The 14,888-nt window shown below is 66.4% G+C and carries 14 protein-coding genes; 13 read left to right on the forward strand and 1 reads right to left on the reverse strand.

Annotation, left to right across the window (positions count from 1 at the left end):
• Positions 1 to 298: 298 nt before the first annotated feature.
• Positions 299 to 751: a DUF2852 domain-containing protein gene (locus BMZ21_RS21255; RefSeq protein ID WP_091839008.1), complete on the forward strand. Its 453-nt coding sequence runs from the start codon at positions 299 to 301 to the stop codon at positions 749 to 751.
• A 118-nt stretch (positions 752 to 869) separates the two neighbouring features.
• Here BMZ21_RS21255 and BMZ21_RS21260 read toward each other — a convergent pair whose 3' ends face one another.
• Positions 870 to 1,598: a hypothetical protein gene (locus BMZ21_RS21260; protein WP_091839012.1), complete on the reverse strand. Its 729-nt coding sequence runs from the start codon at positions 1,596 to 1,598 to the stop codon at positions 870 to 872.
• 339 nt (positions 1,599 to 1,937) lie between these two features.
• On the opposite strand from BMZ21_RS21260, the gene tolQ reads away from it, so the two are divergent.
• From tolQ to BMZ21_RS21320, 12 genes are all read left to right on the forward strand, one after another.
• The gene (gene tolQ, locus BMZ21_RS21265) at positions 1,938 to 2,651 is read left to right on the forward strand and encodes a protein TolQ (RefSeq protein WP_091839015.1); all 714 of its coding nucleotides are present in this window, start codon (positions 1,938 to 1,940) and stop codon (positions 2,649 to 2,651) included.
• 11 nt (positions 2,652 to 2,662) lie between these two features.
• On the forward strand, positions 2,663 to 3,112 hold the full coding sequence (gene tolR / locus BMZ21_RS21270; RefSeq protein WP_425285461.1) for a protein TolR: 450 nt from the start codon (positions 2,663 to 2,665) through the stop codon (positions 3,110 to 3,112).
• 46 nt (positions 3,113 to 3,158) lie between these two features.
• The gene (tolA, locus tag BMZ21_RS21275) at positions 3,159 to 4,280 is read left to right on the forward strand and encodes a cell envelope integrity protein TolA (RefSeq protein WP_208862338.1); all 1,122 of its coding nucleotides are present in this window, start codon (positions 3,159 to 3,161) and stop codon (positions 4,278 to 4,280) included.
• Between the two features lie 5 nt (positions 4,281 to 4,285).
• Positions 4,286 to 5,638, forward strand: coding sequence for a Tol-Pal system beta propeller repeat protein TolB (gene tolB, locus BMZ21_RS21280; protein ID WP_091839023.1), 1,353 nt, complete (start codon positions 4,286 to 4,288; stop codon positions 5,636 to 5,638).
• A gap of 194 nt (positions 5,639 to 5,832) precedes the next feature.
• Positions 5,833 to 6,336 (forward strand): peptidoglycan-associated lipoprotein Pal, encoded by a 504-nt coding sequence (gene pal, locus BMZ21_RS21285; protein ID WP_091839027.1) that lies wholly within the window; start codon positions 5,833 to 5,835, stop codon positions 6,334 to 6,336.
• Between the two features lie 186 nt (positions 6,337 to 6,522).
• Positions 6,523 to 7,407 (forward strand): tol-pal system protein YbgF, encoded by an 885-nt coding sequence (ybgF, locus tag BMZ21_RS21290; RefSeq protein ID WP_091839440.1) that lies wholly within the window; start codon positions 6,523 to 6,525, stop codon positions 7,405 to 7,407.
• Entirely contained in the window at positions 7,404 to 8,462 is a 1,059-nt protein-coding gene (gene tilS / locus BMZ21_RS21295; protein WP_091839030.1) for a tRNA lysidine(34) synthetase TilS, read from the forward strand. The genes ybgF and tilS overlap by 4 nt, the downstream gene beginning before the upstream one ends.
• A 111-nt stretch (positions 8,463 to 8,573) precedes the next feature.
• On the forward strand, positions 8,574 to 10,499 hold the full coding sequence (gene ftsH / locus BMZ21_RS21300) for an ATP-dependent zinc metalloprotease FtsH (RefSeq protein WP_091839033.1): 1,926 nt from the start codon (positions 8,574 to 8,576) through the stop codon (positions 10,497 to 10,499).
• A 258-nt stretch (positions 10,500 to 10,757) separates the two neighbouring features.
• Positions 10,758 to 12,101, forward strand: a complete 1,344-nt coding sequence (gene glmM / locus BMZ21_RS21305) for a phosphoglucosamine mutase (protein WP_091839443.1) — start codon at positions 10,758 to 10,760, stop codon at positions 12,099 to 12,101.
• A gap of 372 nt (positions 12,102 to 12,473) precedes the next feature.
• A complete protein-coding gene (locus BMZ21_RS21310; RefSeq protein WP_425285462.1) occupies positions 12,474 to 13,313 on the forward strand; it encodes an outer membrane protein in 840 nt (279 codons plus the stop codon).
• Between the two features lie 119 nt (positions 13,314 to 13,432).
• The gene (locus BMZ21_RS21315) at positions 13,433 to 13,732 is read left to right on the forward strand and encodes a metal/formaldehyde-sensitive transcriptional repressor (protein WP_091839040.1); all 300 of its coding nucleotides are present in this window, start codon (positions 13,433 to 13,435) and stop codon (positions 13,730 to 13,732) included.
• A 32-nt stretch (positions 13,733 to 13,764) separates the two neighbouring features.
• Positions 13,765 to 14,877, forward strand: coding sequence for an S-(hydroxymethyl)glutathione dehydrogenase/class III alcohol dehydrogenase (locus tag BMZ21_RS21320; protein ID WP_091839044.1), 1,113 nt, complete (start codon positions 13,765 to 13,767; stop codon positions 14,875 to 14,877).
• Positions 14,878 to 14,888 lie beyond the last annotated feature (11 nt).

Raw genomic sequence — 14,888 nt, forward strand, 5'->3', positions numbered from 1 at the left:
ATCCATTCCGGAACCTCTATCGGAAAGGCTCCGGAATGGATCCCGGATCGGCGCCGCTGACGCGGCTTGTCCGGGATGACAAGGCAGGGAAGGTCTCGGCGCAAAAATTTGAGTCCGTCGTCTTGAAAGACTTGGCAGTTGCGTCCAGATATGTGAATGTGATTTACATTCACACGGTCGGCGAGGGCCGGATCCGATCGATTGATCGGTGAATTCGTCCCTCTCTCCAAGATGGAGCCGAACGGGAGGTTGGCCGGCAGCGGCATCCGTCGTTGCCATTCTGTTTCGAGAGGGATCGATGCCGATCGTCGCGAAGCTTGACGAATATGGAAAGGGAGCCTGGATCGCCTTCGCGGTGCTCGGCTTCATCATCTTCTGGCCGCTGGGTCTGGCGACCCTGGCTTTTCTTTTCTGGAGTGGACGCATGGGACATGGTTGCGGACCGGCTCGCTATGAGCACCGGATGAATCGCCTGCAGGACAAGATGGAACGCCTGCGCGAGCGCATGGGCGGAGCCCAGCAGTGGGGCAGCCGCGGCGGCTTCGGCGGCTGGGGCCGTGGCCCGTCCTCGAGCGGCAACCGCGCCTTCGATGAGTATCGCGACGAGACGCTGCGCCGTCTCGAGGATGAGCAGCGCGAATTCCATGATTTCCTCGGCCGGCTGCGCATGGCCAAGGACAAGGCCGAGTTCGACGAGTTCATGAATACGCGCCGCCCCAGCACCGGCACGGATACTGTCGAAAGCGCCTGAGAGCATGTTCCGCAAACAGTGGGAACCACTTTTGCGATGAGAACATGCTCCAACATTTGAATTGGCGCGAATTCTGATCGTGCGACCGAAACGGTCGCACGGAAAGCGCGCCCCCTTTTCAGAGCTGACGACCGTCGGCGGCCCGCTTCCTCACCGAAGCGGGCCGTTGGCGTTTGTCCGCAGGAGCTGCTGCGGGAGGCGGCGCCGATTTCTTGTTGGTGGTCACGAAGAAGATCACGATGGTGAGAGCGGAGGTCAGCGAAGCCAGGACTGCTATGATCTGGGCTTTCAGGCTGTCGATCTTGGCGATGCGCCCCGTGACGATGTTGTGACGGAGCTGGAGAGCGGTCAGCCGCGCTCCAGCCTCTTGGATCATTGCGTTCTCCATCGCCTGGATGGCGTGGACCGTATTCGCGTCGCTGTACTCCTGATCGACGAGGGCGTCATAAGGCGCCATCCGGCCCTGCCAGTCCTGCGGATGGACGATCGCCGCCATGCGGCGCACGGCCTGCTTGGCGTTCAGCCGGAACAGCCGGTCGAGCAGATATTTGTACTGCATGTCGGCCTGCGAGCCGTTCAGCACGAGGAGCAGGGCGCCGCGCCCGAGCTGCAAGGTCTCGAAGCTCTTCACCTGGCCGTCGAGCGCGCCGAGGTCGCGGGTGATGCCGTCGCGCTCTTCGGTGAAGCGGGCGCTGCGCCGGTCGAGCGAGTTCGAGATGGCGAAGGTCGCGATCGAGGACAGGATCGCCGGCGAGGCGATCAGGACGGCGCTGAGCGTCGTGCGGTTCCAGACATAGTTCCGGGCATAGTTCCGGACTTGGCCCCCCAGCCATTCGCCAAACCGCATCGCTCCAACCCCCGGTCGTCGCTGCGTCGCCCGCTGACGGCCGCAGGGCCGTCATAACGCGATATTAACCATGCAGGCCCTTAACCTTGACGGTGACTTAACGGGACACAAGGGCCTTGGCGCCCGGGAACATCGCCGTTTGGCCCATCTTTCGCCGAATTCAGCGGTAATTGGTGTCAGTGGCATATCCCCGGAGCGCAGAAACGGGCGGCGGCGCGAGCTTCGCGGCGCGAAGAACAGGCTGCGTGGCGCCGCACTCGGTTTCGCGTCGGCCAGAGCCGGATTAGTTCAGGTCGCAATGGCCTGGCCGGTAGCGGCTCGAGAGAGAAGGATGACAGGATGAACCCCGCCGTGGAGATCGCGCAGGCCGCGCCGCAGGTCGACATGTCGTTCTGGACGCTGTTCTGGCACGCCCATATCGTCGTCAAGCTGGTGATGATGGGGCTTCTGGCGGCGTCGATCTGGTGCTGGTCGATCATCATCGACAAGACCCTGCTCTACCGCCGCACGCGCCAGGACATGGACGCGTTCGAGGAGGTGTTCTGGTCGGGCCGCTCGCTCGAAGAGCTCTATCGCGACCTTTCCAACCGCCCGGTCAACGACATGGCCGCCGTCTTCGTCGCGGCGATGCGCGAATGGAAGCGCTCGTTCGAGAATGGCGGGCGCTCGGTCGCCAGCCTCTCGGCTCGCATCGACAAGGTGCTCGACGTCACCATCCAGCGCGAGGCCGAGCGGCTCGAATCGAAGCTGCTGGTGCTCTCGACCATCGCCTCTTCGGCGCCCTTCATCGGTCTGTTCGGCACGGTCTGGGGCATCATGACCTCGTTCACCGCGATCGCGGTCTCGAAAAACTCCTCCCTCGCCGTCGTCGCTCCAGGCATCGCCGAAGCGCTGTTCGCCACCGCGATCGGCCTGTTCGCCGCGATTCCTGCGCTGATGGCCTACAACAAGCTGCAGGCCGAGGTCGCCAAGGCGCAGAACCGGCTCGAGGCCTTCGCCGACGAATTCTCCGCGATCCTGTCGCGGCAGATCGACGAACGCCTGGCCGCGTGAGGGCTTAGACGATGGGCATGTCAGCCGCAGCCGGCGCAAAGGCCGGGGGACGCCGTGGGCGTCGTCCGCGCCGTCACGGAGCCATCGCCGAGATCAACATGACGCCGTTCATCGACGTCATGCTGGTGCTGCTGATCATCTTCATGGTGGCAGCTCCTCTGATCGCGACCGGCGTGCCGATCGACCTGCCGCAGACCGGCGCCAAGCCGATCAATGTCGATCAGAAGCCGATCACCATCGCCATCGACGAGAAGGGCCAGATTTTCCTGCAGGACCAGCCGACGCTCGAGCCCGATCTGGTGCAGAAGCTGCAAGGCCTCGCCAAGCAGGGCTTCGAGGACCGCATTTATGTGCGCGGCCACAAGCAGGTCGACTATGGCCGCGTCGCCTCGGTGATGGCGACGATCACCAGCGCCGGCTTCAAGCGCGTGGCGCTGGTCACCGAACCGCATTCGCGTTGAACGAGAAGGTGCCGTCGCGTTGATGCTTTCGCGCTCAGAGCCGGGCTTGGCGGTTTCCGCCCTGGGCCACGCGACCGTCCTGGTCGCGGGGCTGCTGGCCTTTGCCGGCACGGCGCCGCTGCCCGAGCATCAGGAGGCGATCGCCGTCGAGGTCATCGATCCCTCGGCGCTGAACCAGGTCACCCGCGGCGAGCGCCAGGCGGAGAAGGTACAGGAGAAGCCGCAGCAGCGGGCCGAGCGCCAGTCCGAGATCGTCGAGCGCAAGGAAGCGGGCGAGGCCAAGCAGGATACGCCGGCGCCGCCATCGCGCCCGGCCGAGCTGAAAGTCGCCGAGGACAATGCCGCCGCGCCGCTGCCGCCTGCGCGTCCGAGCCCGAAGCCGACACCGCCGGCCGAGCCGGTGAAGCAGCAGCCGCAGAAATCCGAGCAGGCCGCCGCCCGCGAGGAACAGCAGCGCCGCGATGAGCTGGCGAAGCTCGCCGAGGAGGCCGAGCTCGAGCGCAAGGCCAAGCAGGCCGAGCAGGAAGAAAAGGCCGCCGCCAAGGCGAAGGCCGAAGCGGAGGCGCAGGCCCGCGCCGAGGCGGCAAAGGCTGCCAAGGAGAAGGCGGTAGCGGAAGCCAGGGCGAAAGCGGAGGCCGAACAGAAGGCCAAGATCGCCGCCGAGGCCAAGGCGAAGCGCGAAGCGGAAGCCAAGGCGAAGCGCGAGGCCGAGATCGCCAAGAATTTCAACCCGAACGACATCGCCAAGCTCTTGCAATCGAAGGAGCAGGCGCAGTCCTCGGGTTCGAGCGCGCCACAGATCAACCGTACCGCATCGCTCGGCACGCAGACTGGCTCCTCGCAGAAGCTCTCGCCGTCGCTGCGCACGCAGCTGATGGGCATCATCCAGGAACAGCTGCAGAAGTGCTGGAACGTGCCGATCGCGCTGCAGAGCGCCTCGAAGCCGGTGGTGCCGCAGGTGCGCATGAAGCTCAACACCGACGGCTCGCTGATCGGCCAGGCGAGCGTGACCAATTCCTCGTCGGACCCGCTCTTCCGGGTCGCGGCGGATTCGGCGCTGACCGCGACGCGCCGCTGCTCGCCGCTGCGCATTCCCGCGCAATTTGCTTCCTATTACGACGATTGGCGCGACGTCATCGTGAATTTCGACGCCAGGGACGTGCTGTGACCGCCATGGACCGCATTGATCATTCCACCAATCTGCAGGCTCCCGGGTTGACCCGCCGCCATGCGCTCGCGCTGGCCGGCACGGGGCTGGCCTTGCCGGCTTTGCTCCCCACGCCCGCGCTGGCCGAACTGGTGATCGACCTGCGCAAGGGCACCTTCCAGCCGATGCCGATCGCGGTCGCCGATTTTGCCGGCGAAGGCGGAGGGCTGGTTTCCGGCATCATCGCCAACAACCTGAAGCGCTGCGGCTATTTCGTGCCGATCGAGAAGGCGCGGCATCCCGAGAAGAACCCGCCCTTCGATGCGGCGCCGCAGTTCGAAGCGTGGAAGGCGGCCGGCGTGCAGGCGCTGGTGATCGGCCGGGTCTCGCGCGACGGCGGCCGGCTCAAGGCCGAGTTCCGGCTCTGGGACGTCGTCGCCGGCCAGCAGATCGACGGCCAGCAATACTTCACCGACCCGAACAATTCCCGCCGCGTCGGTCACATCATCTCGGACGCGGTCTTCACCAAGATCACCGGCGTCGGCGGCTTCTTTGACACCCGTGTGGTCTTCGTCGACGAATCCGGCTCGAAGGAGGCCAGGCGCAAGCGCCTCGCCATCATGGATCAGGACGGCGCCAATGTGCGCTACCTGACCGATGGCGCGACCTCGGTGGTGACGCCGCGCTACTCGCCGGTGGCGCAGGAAGTGACCTATATGGCGCAGCGCACCGGCGAGCAGCCGCGCGTCCATGTCCTCAACATCGAGACCGGCCAGCGCCAGGTGGTCGGCAACTTCCCCGACATGACCACGAGCCCGCGCTTCTCGCCGAATGGCGCGCGCATCGCGCTCAGCCTGCAGCAGGGCGGCAACGCCAATCTCTATGCGATCGATATCGGCTCGCGCACCACGCAGCGGCTGACCTCGACCTCTGCGATCGACACGTCGCCGTCCTATGCGCCGGATGGATCGCAGATCGTCTTCGAGAGCGACCGCGGCGGCTCGCAGCAGCTTTACGTGATGGGCGCCGGTGGCGGCGAGGGCAAGCGCATCTCCTTCGGCCAAGGCTCCTATTCGCAGCCGTCCTGGTCGCCGCGCGGCGACCTGATCGCCTTCACCCGCCAGGGCGGCGGCACCTTCGGGATCGGCGTGATGAAGCCGGACGGCTCGGGGGAGCGCATCCTGACCGAGAGCTTCCACAACGAGGCGCCGAACTGGGCTCCGAACGGCCAGTACATCATGTTCTTCCGGGATCCGGGCGGACAATCCGGCGGCAAGCTGTACATGGTCGACATCACCGGCCGGGTCGAGGTGCCGGTGCCGACGCCGTCCTTTGCCTCCGATCCGACCTGGTCGCCGCTGCTGACGGCGGCGCGCTAGCGCCTTCTGAGATGGTGCAGGAATGCAACATCGTCGAACCGTCGGCATCCAGCCATATTTGGTTAACCATACGCCGCAATGCCGCCACTTCGCCTTGTTCTGGCAAGGTCTCGTTTAGGTTGACACATCATTGATTGGGATAACGCGTGACGCCGCCCGGCGCGCTCCGCGCCCGAAATTCGGAGAGAATTGACATGCTCGCCTCCTTTGCAGCCAGCGCCCGCACCGTGCGCATCGCCGCCGCCCTGATCGGAGCGCTCGCCCTCGGCGCCTGCGCCAAGGACCAGAACGCCGCCGATGGCTTCGGAGCCGGCGGTGCCGCCACGCCTGGCAGCGCCCAGGACTTCGTCGTCAACGTCGGCGATCGCGTCTTCTTCGAGACCGACTCGACCGATCTGACCCCGACCGCGGTCGCGACCCTCGACAAGCAGTCGGGCTGGCTGCAGCGCTATCCGCGCTACACCTTCACCATCGAAGGCCATGCCGACGAGCGCGGCACTCGCGAGTACAACTATTCGCTCGGCGCCCGTCGCGCCCAGACGGTCCGGGACTATCTCGCCTCGCGCGGCATCCCCAGCAACCGCATCCGCACCATCTCCTACGGTAAGGAGCGGCCGGTCGCCGTCTGCAACGACATCTCCTGCTGGTCGCAGAACCGCCGCGCCGTGACGGTGCTCGACGGCGCCGGCGGCGTCTGAACCGGACAGCTCGATAAAAGCTTGACCTGGCCGGCGCTTACCGCAAGGAAAGCGCCGGCTTTTCCATATTTTGGCCGCGGTATTCGCGTCTGATGAGAACAGTCCCCGGGGCGATGCGGTTTGCCTGACATGAGCTTTGCGACGATTTCGATTCCGAGCCGGAAGCGGTTCCCGCTGCGGCATGCCATGCTTGCCGGTTTCTCGCTGCTGGCGATCGGCTTGGCCCAGCCTGCCGCCGCGCAGGACGCGGCCGATCTCGTGGTCCGCACGAGCAGGCTCGAGAACCAGCTGCGCCAGCTTTCCGGCCAGATCGAGCAGTTGCAGTTCGAGAACCGGCGCCTGACCGAACAGCTGCGCAAGATGCAGGAAGATGTCGACTTCCGCTTCTCCGAGCGCGGCGGGCAGCGTGGCGGCGCCGCAGCGGCGCCCGCGCCGCAGGGGCCCCGTCCGGCAGCCCCCCAGCCGGCGCCCGGCCGCGAGCGCCGCGGCGATGCCTTCGATCCCGCCGCCCAGCCGGGAGCCGCTGGCGGGCCGCGCCAACTCGGCCAGATCATCGACGAGGAGTTCGCCGGTGACCAGGGGCAGGGGCCGATGGACCTCTCCAGCGTCGGGCGCCCGGTTCCGGGAGGGGCGCTGCCGCCCGCGGCAGCGCAAGGCACCAGCGTCGCCGCGACGGGACAGGCGGCCAGCCCGCGCGAGCTCTACGACGTCGCCTACGCCCATGTCCTGCGCAAGGAATACGAGCGCGCCGAGATGAGCTTCCGCGAGTTCCTGCAAAGCTATCCGCGCGATCGTCTGGCGGCCGACGCCACCTTCTGGCTCGGCGAGAGCTACTACCAGCGCCGGCGCTATCGCGAGGCGGCCGAGCAGTTCCTGAAGATCTCGCGCGATTTTCCGAAGGCCGGCAAGGGCGCCGACAGCCTGCTCAAGCTCGGCATGTCTCTGAACGGGCTCGGTGCGCGTGACCAGGCCTGCGCCACCTTCGCCAAGGTCGGCGTCGATTATCCCGCCGCCTCGAATGCGGTGCGCCAGGGGGTCGAGCGCGAGCGGCAGCGCGCCCGCTGCGCTTGACCGCGGCGCCCGCAGGTCCTGCCGAGTCCGAGCCGCTGACGGCGGCTGAAGCCGATGTCCTGTTCCGCCCGCTCGCCCACGACGACACGCTTGTCGTCGCGGTGTCCGGCGGGCCTGATTCCATCGCTCTCCTCGCGCTTCTGGCCGATTGGACCGGGCGGGGCCGTCCGCGGCTCCTGGTTGTCACCATCGATCACGGCCTGCGCCCCGAGGCGGCGCAGGAAGCGATGATGGTTGGCGAGCTGTGCGCGAAGCTTGGCGTCGAGCATCGTACGCGGCGCTGGCAGGGCCCGAAGCCGCAGGCCGGAGTGCAGGAGAAGGCGCGCGCGGCGCGCTATGCCCTGCTGGCGGAAGAGGCGAGGGTGCCAGGCGCCACCACGATCGTCACCGCGCACACCGCTGACGACCAGGCCGAGACCCTGCTGATGCGCATGGCGGCGGGGTCCGGTCTCGCCGGCCTGGCCGGGATGGCGCCGCGCAGCGCTGTGAACGGGGCCGTGCTGGCGAGGCCGCTGCTCGGGATCGCGAAATCCCGGCTGATCGCAACCTGCGAGGCGCGAGGGCTCGCCTTCATCCGCGATCCGTCCAATGACGATCCGCGCTTTGCCCGCATCCGCTGGCGCGCACTATTGCCGGCCTTGGCCCATGAAGGGCTGACTGCCCAGCGGCTCGGCCAGCTTGCGCATCGGCTGGCGCGGGCCGACGAGTCGCTCGACAGATTGGCGGCGCATGCCCTGGCGAGCGTGCCGGCCGGGGATGAGAACGGTCGGCGCTGGTTCGATTTCGCGCGGCTCTGCGGGGAGCCCGAGGAGATCGTGATCAGGAGCCTGGGGCTCGCGCTCGCCGCGGCGCAGGACGGCGAGGCGCAGGCCGGGGTACCGCCGCGTCTGGCGCGGCTGGAGGATTGCGCGAAGGCGCTGATCGCCGCGGCGCGCGCGGGCAGGGCGCTGCAGCGCACGCTCGGCGGCTTTCGTCTGTCGCTGGCCGGCGATGGCGTTTTGACGCTGATGCGCGAGGGCGAGAGGCGCCGAGGCGTTCACCCTGCGACGGTATAACCCTAAGAAGGGTCAGGCTTCCCTTGGCAAGGGGGCATGGCGGCCCTAGATTAGGCAGCGAAAACCACAGGCTCGCGCGGCAATCCCGCCGGCGAGCGGATCGGAACCGTAATGAATCCGAACTTCCGCAATTTCGCCCTCTGGGTGGTGATCTTCCTGCTGGTCCTGGCGCTGGTCACCTTGTTCCAGAGCCCGAGCCAGCGTGCCAGCACCAATGAAATCCCGTTCAGCCAGCTGATCAACGAGTCCGAGGCCGGCCGTATCGCCAATGTCGTGGTGGCCGGGCCCGAGATCACCGGCACGTTCACGGACGGCCGCAACTTCGTTGCTTATGCGCCTTACAACGACCCGCAGCTCGTTCGGACGCTGGCGCAGAAGGGTGTGCAGGTCTCGGCCCGCGCCCCGTCCGAGGGCACGCCCTGGTTCATGGCGCTGCTGGTCAATTCGCTGCCCTTCGTGATCTTCATCGGCCTGTGGATCTTCATGTCCCGCCAGATGCAGAACGGTGCTGGCCGGGCGATGGGCTTCGGCAAGTCGAAGGCCAAGCTCCTGACCGAGGCGCATGGCCGCGTCACCTTCGAGGATGTCGCCGGTATCGACGAAGCCAAGGAAGACCTGCAGGAGATCGTCGAGTTCCTGCGCGATCCGCAGAAGTTCCAGCGCCTGGGCGGCCGGATTCCGCGCGGCGTGCTGCTGGTCGGCCCTCCCGGCACCGGCAAGACCTTGACCGCGCGCGCCGTCGCCGGCGAGGCCAATGTGCCGTTCTTCACCATTTCGGGTTCGGACTTCGTCGAGATGTTCGTCGGCGTCGGCGCCAGCCGCGTGCGCGACATGTTCGAGCAGGCCAAGAAGAACGCGCCCTGCATCATCTTTATCGACGAGATCGACGCGGTCGGCCGCCATCGCGGCGCCGGCCTCGGCGGCGGCAATGACGAGCGCGAGCAGACGCTGAACCAGCTCTTGGTCGAGATGGACGGCTTCGAGCCGAACGAGGGCGTGATCATCATCGCCGCGACCAACCGTCCGGACGTGCTCGACCCGGCGCTGCTGCGCCCCGGCCGCTTCGATCGCCAGATCGTCGTGCCGAACCCTGATGTCGCCGGCCGCGAGAAGATCCTGCGCGTGCATGTGCGCAAGGTCCCGCTCGCTCCGGACGTCGATCTCAAGGTGCTGGCCCGCGGCACACCCGGCTTCTCCGGCGCCGACCTGATGAACCTCGTCAACGAGGGCGCCCTACTCGCCGCCCGTCGCGGCAAGCGCATGGTCACCCATGCCGAATTCGAGGACGCCAAGGACAAGGTCATGATGGGCGCCGAGCGCAAATCGATGGCGATGTCCGAGGAGGAGAAGAAGCTGACCGCTTATCACGAGGCCGGTCATGCCATCGTCGGCCTCTATGTTCCCGCCGGCATCCCGGTGCACAAAGCGACGATCATTCCGCGTGGCCGTGCGCTCGGCATGGTCAAGTTCCTGCCCGAGGGCGACCGCTACTCGATGAAGTTCAAGGAGTTCACCTCGCAGCTCGCGGTCGCCATGGGCGGGCGCGTCGCCGAAGAGATGACGTTCGGCATGGAGAACGTCACCTCGGGCGCGACAGGCGACATTCAGCAGGCGACCAAGATGGCCAAGGCCATGGTCACCCAGATGGGCTATTCCAAGGAACTCGGCATGGTCGCCTATGGCGACAATCAGGAAGAGGTCTTCCTCGGCATGTCGATGGGCCGTACGCAGAGCCTGTCTGAGGCGACCGCGCAAAAGATCGATTCCGAGGTGCGCAAGCTGGTCCATCAGGGCTATCTCGACGCCCAGGCGATCCTGACCGAACACCACGACCAGTTCGTCGCGGTGGCCGAGGCGCTGCTCGAGTTCGAGACGCTGACCGGCGACGAGATCCGCGACCTGATCGCGGGCAAGCGCCCCTCGCGCGACGACGCCGACACGCCGCACGCGCCGCGTGGCTCGGCAGTGCCGAGCGCCGGCAAGGGCCGCAAGCGCGACGAGCCCGATGCCGGGCTGGAGCCGCAGCCGCTGGCCTGATGGCGCGACCAGACCTCGAACGATCAAAGGGCGGCCTTCGGGCCGCCCTTTGTCATGCTGGTCCTCGTCAGCCATGCTGCGAAGATCCGGTGCCCCACATCCTTGTTTTATCGCATTTTTTACGCGGACCGGTGTCCACTTCGCTCGAAAATGCCCTAGCGGATACGGTCCGACACAATTTGTGAGAAGCTGAGCAGGCAAAGAGCCTGTATGAGCTGCAAAAGCAACGAGCCGGGCAAGGCTCCGAGGACTGACCTCATGACACGCAAATACTTCGGCACCGATGGCATTCGCGGACGCGCCAACGGCGTGATCACGCCCGATCTGGCGCTGCGGGTCGGGCAGGCCACAGGCATCGCCTTCCGCCGCGGCGACCACCGCCATCGCGTGGTGATCGGCAAGGATACGCGGCTCTCGGGCTACATGATCGAGAACGCGCTGGTCGCCGGCTTCACGTCCGTCGGGATGGATGTGCTGCTGCTGGGCCCGATGCCGACGCCGGCGGTGGCGATGCTGACCCGCTCGATGCGGGCCGATCTCGGCGTGATGATCTCGGCCTCGCACAACCCCTACGAGGACAACGGCATCAAGCTGTTCGGGCCGGACGGCTACAAGCTCAGCGACGAGGTCGAGGCGGAGATCACCCAGCTGATCGATTCCGATCTCGGCAAGCAGCTGTCGTCTTCGGCGATGCTCGGCCGGGCCAAGCGCGTCGAGAGTGCCCATGCCCGCTATATCGAGTTCGCCAAGCGCACTTTGCCGCGCAATCTTGGCCTGGACGGCCTGCGCATCGTGCTCGACTGCGCCAATGGCGCTGCCTACAAGGTTGCGCCCGAGGCGCTCTGGGAGCTCGGCGCCGAGGTCATCACCATCGGCGACGAGCCCGACGGGTTCAACATCAACAAGGATGTCGGCTCGACCAAGCCGACGGCGCTCAGCCAGAAGGTGCGGGAGTTGCGTGCCGACCTCGGCATCGCGCTCGACGGCGACGCCGATCGCGTCCTGATCGTCGACGAGCAGGGCCAGATCGTCGATGGCGACCAGCTGATGGGCGTGATCGCACGCAGCTGGCAGGAGGACGGCCGGCTCTCGGCGCCCGGGATCGTTTCCACCGTGATGTCCAATCTCGGCCTGGAGCGCTATCTGGCGGGCCTCGGCCTGTCGATGGCGCGTACCGCGGTGGGCGATCGCTATGTGCTCGAGCACATGCGGGCCAACGGCTTCAATCTCGGTGGCGAGCAGTCCGGTCACATCATCCTCTCCGACTATGGCACGACCGGCGACGGGCTGGTCGCGGCGCTGCAGCTGCTCGCCGTGGTCAAGCGCCAGGAGAAACCGGTCTCCGAAGTCTGCCATTGCTTCGAGCCGTTGCCGCAGATCCTCAAGAACGTCCGCTACAGGCAGGGCCGTCCGCTGGAGGAGAAGCCGGTCGTCAACGCGATCAAGGCGGCCGAGCAGCTGCTCGGCGAAAGCGGGCGGCTGGTGATCCGTCCCTCCGGCACCGAGCCGGTGATCCGCGTCATGGCCGAGGGAGACGATCGCGATCTCGTACTGCGAGCGGTCGACGAAGTGGTCGAGGCGGTGACGAAGGCGGCCGCCTGAGCGGATCCCGCGGGCCTGGCGTCGTCGCCTGGACGAGCGCCGACGGTTCGCAGCGCTGAATTTATCGGAGGGCGCCGAGCCCTGCGATGGATTCCGGTCCTCCGTTTCACAACGGCCCGGATGGCAGAGAGCCGTCTTGGCAAGGTCTTTCGTTCGACCCCATGAATGCCTTCACCGAAGCTGATCTCTCAGGAGCAGTGCTCCCGTTTACGGAGTGATAGGGTTAGTTTTTAGGGTTAAGTCTCATTTAAGAAATCCGTGGCAAGGTTTCCCCATCGGTAACTCGCGCGCTCCTGAGTTCGGCGGCGCGCACATTCGAGGGGTCCCGCCATGGGCAGCCTGAAATCTCTCGCGCTTGCTGGCGCCATGGCCGTGAGCGCGTCCGCCATCGCCAGTGCCGCAGATTTTCCGATGGCCCAGCCGGTACCTCCGCCGCCGCCGGAGCTGCGCGGCACGATCTCGTCGGGCATCTATCTGCGCGGCGACATCGGCGTCGGCGTCACCAATTTCGGCAAGTACGAGCAGGAAGACGTTCGCCAGGCGAACGGGACCTGGCCTGCCAAGGAGGATCGCTCGACCTCATTCTTCGGCGGCGTCGGTATCGGCTATCGCTTCAACAACTGGTTCCGCGTCGACGGCACCTTCGAGTATCGCGGCGGCGGCAGCTTCGGTGCGACCGACCAGGTCGACCTGGGTGGCGGTACACTCCTGCACAACACCTACAAGGGCAGCATCAGCTCGATGGTCGCCCTGTTCAACGCCTATGTCGACCTCGGCACCTGGAACTGCCTGACGCCCTATATCGGCGCCGGTATCGGTTATGCGAGCAACCGCATCCACGGCGTTACCGACCAGGGCGTCATGAGCACCTTGACCCCTGGCGGCTGGGGCCCCGGCTACAGCACGCTCGGCACCGCCAATGCGGGCACCAAGAGTGGCGTCGCCTGGGCGCTGATGGCCGGTGTCGGCTACGAGGTGAACAAGAACCTGACCCTCGAAGTCGGCTATCGCTACCTCAATCTCGGCGACGCCCAGTCGGGCCGCCTCGTCAACGCCTATGGCGGGCAGGTGCAGGGGCCGCTCAAGATCAAGGACATCGACAGCCACGACATCAAGATCGGCATGCGCTGGAACTTCGGCGAGCCCGATTGCTGCGGCCCTGTCGAGCGCCCGGTCGCCTACGCGCCGGCTCCGGTCGTCCGCAAGTACTGACCAGTCCGACAGCTGAAAAGAAGCCGCGCGAGCCATGCTCGCGCGGCTTTTTCGTTTGCCGCCGTGCCGGCGATCGATATACTCCCGTGGAGTATCATGGTCGTAGGGCATGAAGCGCCATGCCGCATAGTCCTGAAGACAAGAAGCGGGCCGTCGCCCGCCTGCGCCGCATCAAGGGCCAGGCGGAGGCGCTCGAGCGCGCGGTCGAGGCGGGCACGGATTGCAGCGCGCTGCTGCAGCAGATCGCCGCCTTGCGCGGGGCGGCCAACGGATTGATGGCCGAGGTTCTGGAAAGCCACCTGCGCGAGACCTTCAGTCTTGCGCTGGGATACGGACGCCAAGGCGAGGAAGGGACCGGTTTCGAGCCCGAAGCCGAACTCGACGGAATCATACAGATGCTGCGAACCTATCTGAAATAGGCGCGGGCAATGCTCTGAAGGAGGGTGCTGAGATGAAGACACGTGCCGCCGTGGCCTGGGAGGCCGGCAAGCCGCTGACGATCGAGACCATCGAGATCGGCGGACCGAAGGCTGGCGAGGTGCTGGTCGAGGTGATGGCGACCGGCATCTGCCATACCGATGCCTATACGCTGTCGGGCCTGGATTCCGAGGGCAAGTTCCCGGCGATCCTCGGCCATGAGGGCGCCGGCATCGTGCGCGAGGTCGGCGCCGGCGTGACGACGCTGAAGCCGGGCGACCACGTCATCCCGCTCTACACCCCGGAATGCCGCAGCTGTAAGTCCTGCCTGTCGCGCCGGACCAATCTCTGCACCTCGATCCGCGCCACGCAGGGGCAGGGGCTGATGCCGGACGGCACCTCGCGCTTCTCCTGCGATGGCGGCGAGGTCTTCCATTATATGGGCTGCTCGACCTTCGCGAACTTCACCGTCCTGCCCGAGATCGCGCTCGCCAAAGTCCGCGAGGACGCGCCCTTCGACAAGATCTGCTATATCGGCTGCGGCGTGACGACCGGCATCGGCGCGGTGATCTACACCGCCAAGGTCTGGCCGGGCGCGAATGTCGTCGTCTTCGGCCTCGGCGGCATCGGCCTCAACGTGATCCAGGGCGCCCGCATGGTCGGCGCCGACAAGATCATCGGCGTCGACATCAATCCGGCCAAGCGCGCCATGGCCGAAAAATTCGGCATGACCGACTTCATCAACCCGGCCGAGATCGGCAACGACAAGGTGGTGCAGGCGATCGTCGACCTGACGGGCGGCGGCGCCGATTTCTCCTTCGACGCCACCGGCAACACCAATGTGATGCGCCAGGCGCTGGAGTGCTGCCATCGCGGCTGGGGCGAGTCGATCATCATCGGCGTCGCCGAGGCCGGCAAGGAGATCGCCACCCGGCCGTTCCAGCTGGTCACCGGCCGGGTCTGGAAGGGCACTGCCTTCGGCGGGGCGCGGGGACGCACCGACGTGCCGAAGATCGTCGACTGGTACATGGAGGGGAAGATCAACATCGACGATCTGATCACCCACAAGCTCTCGCTCGACGAGATCAACCACGGCTTCGACCTGATGCACGAGGGCAAGTCGATCCGCTCGGTCGTCGTCTACTGAGCCAGCGATCT

It is taken from the genome of Allobosea lupini, assembly GCF_900109525.1.
GTDB lineage: Bacteria > Pseudomonadota > Alphaproteobacteria > Rhizobiales > Beijerinckiaceae > Allobosea > Allobosea lupini.

What these genes read in the sequence shown, in the direction of transcription:
- ybgF (WP_091839440.1), top strand. Translation starts at nt 6,523, where the DNA reads ATGCTTGCCGGTTTCTCGCTGCTGGCGATCGGCTTGGCCCAGCCTGCC.
- BMZ21_RS21315 (WP_091839040.1), top strand. Translation starts at nt 13,433, where the DNA reads ATGCCGCATAGTCCTGAAGACAAGAAGCGGGCCGTCGCCCGCCTGCGC.
- BMZ21_RS21260 (WP_091839012.1), bottom strand. Translation starts at nt 1,598, where the DNA reads ATGCGGTTTGGCGAATGGCTGGGGGGCCAAGTCCGGAACTATGCCCGG.
- pal (WP_091839027.1), top strand. Translation starts at nt 5,833, where the DNA reads ATGCTCGCCTCCTTTGCAGCCAGCGCCCGCACCGTGCGCATCGCCGCC.
- glmM (WP_091839443.1), top strand. Translation starts at nt 10,758, where the DNA reads ATGACACGCAAATACTTCGGCACCGATGGCATTCGCGGACGCGCCAAC.
- BMZ21_RS21255 (WP_091839008.1), top strand. Translation starts at nt 299, where the DNA reads ATGCCGATCGTCGCGAAGCTTGACGAATATGGAAAGGGAGCCTGGATC.
- BMZ21_RS21320 (WP_091839044.1), top strand. Translation starts at nt 13,765, where the DNA reads ATGAAGACACGTGCCGCCGTGGCCTGGGAGGCCGGCAAGCCGCTGACG.
- ftsH (WP_091839033.1), top strand. Translation starts at nt 8,574, where the DNA reads ATGAATCCGAACTTCCGCAATTTCGCCCTCTGGGTGGTGATCTTCCTG.
- tolB (WP_091839023.1), top strand. Translation starts at nt 4,286, where the DNA reads ATGGACCGCATTGATCATTCCACCAATCTGCAGGCTCCCGGGTTGACC.
- tolQ (WP_091839015.1), top strand. Translation starts at nt 1,938, where the DNA reads ATGAACCCCGCCGTGGAGATCGCGCAGGCCGCGCCGCAGGTCGACATG.
- tolR (WP_425285461.1), top strand. Translation starts at nt 2,663, where the DNA reads ATGGGCATGTCAGCCGCAGCCGGCGCAAAGGCCGGGGGACGCCGTGGG.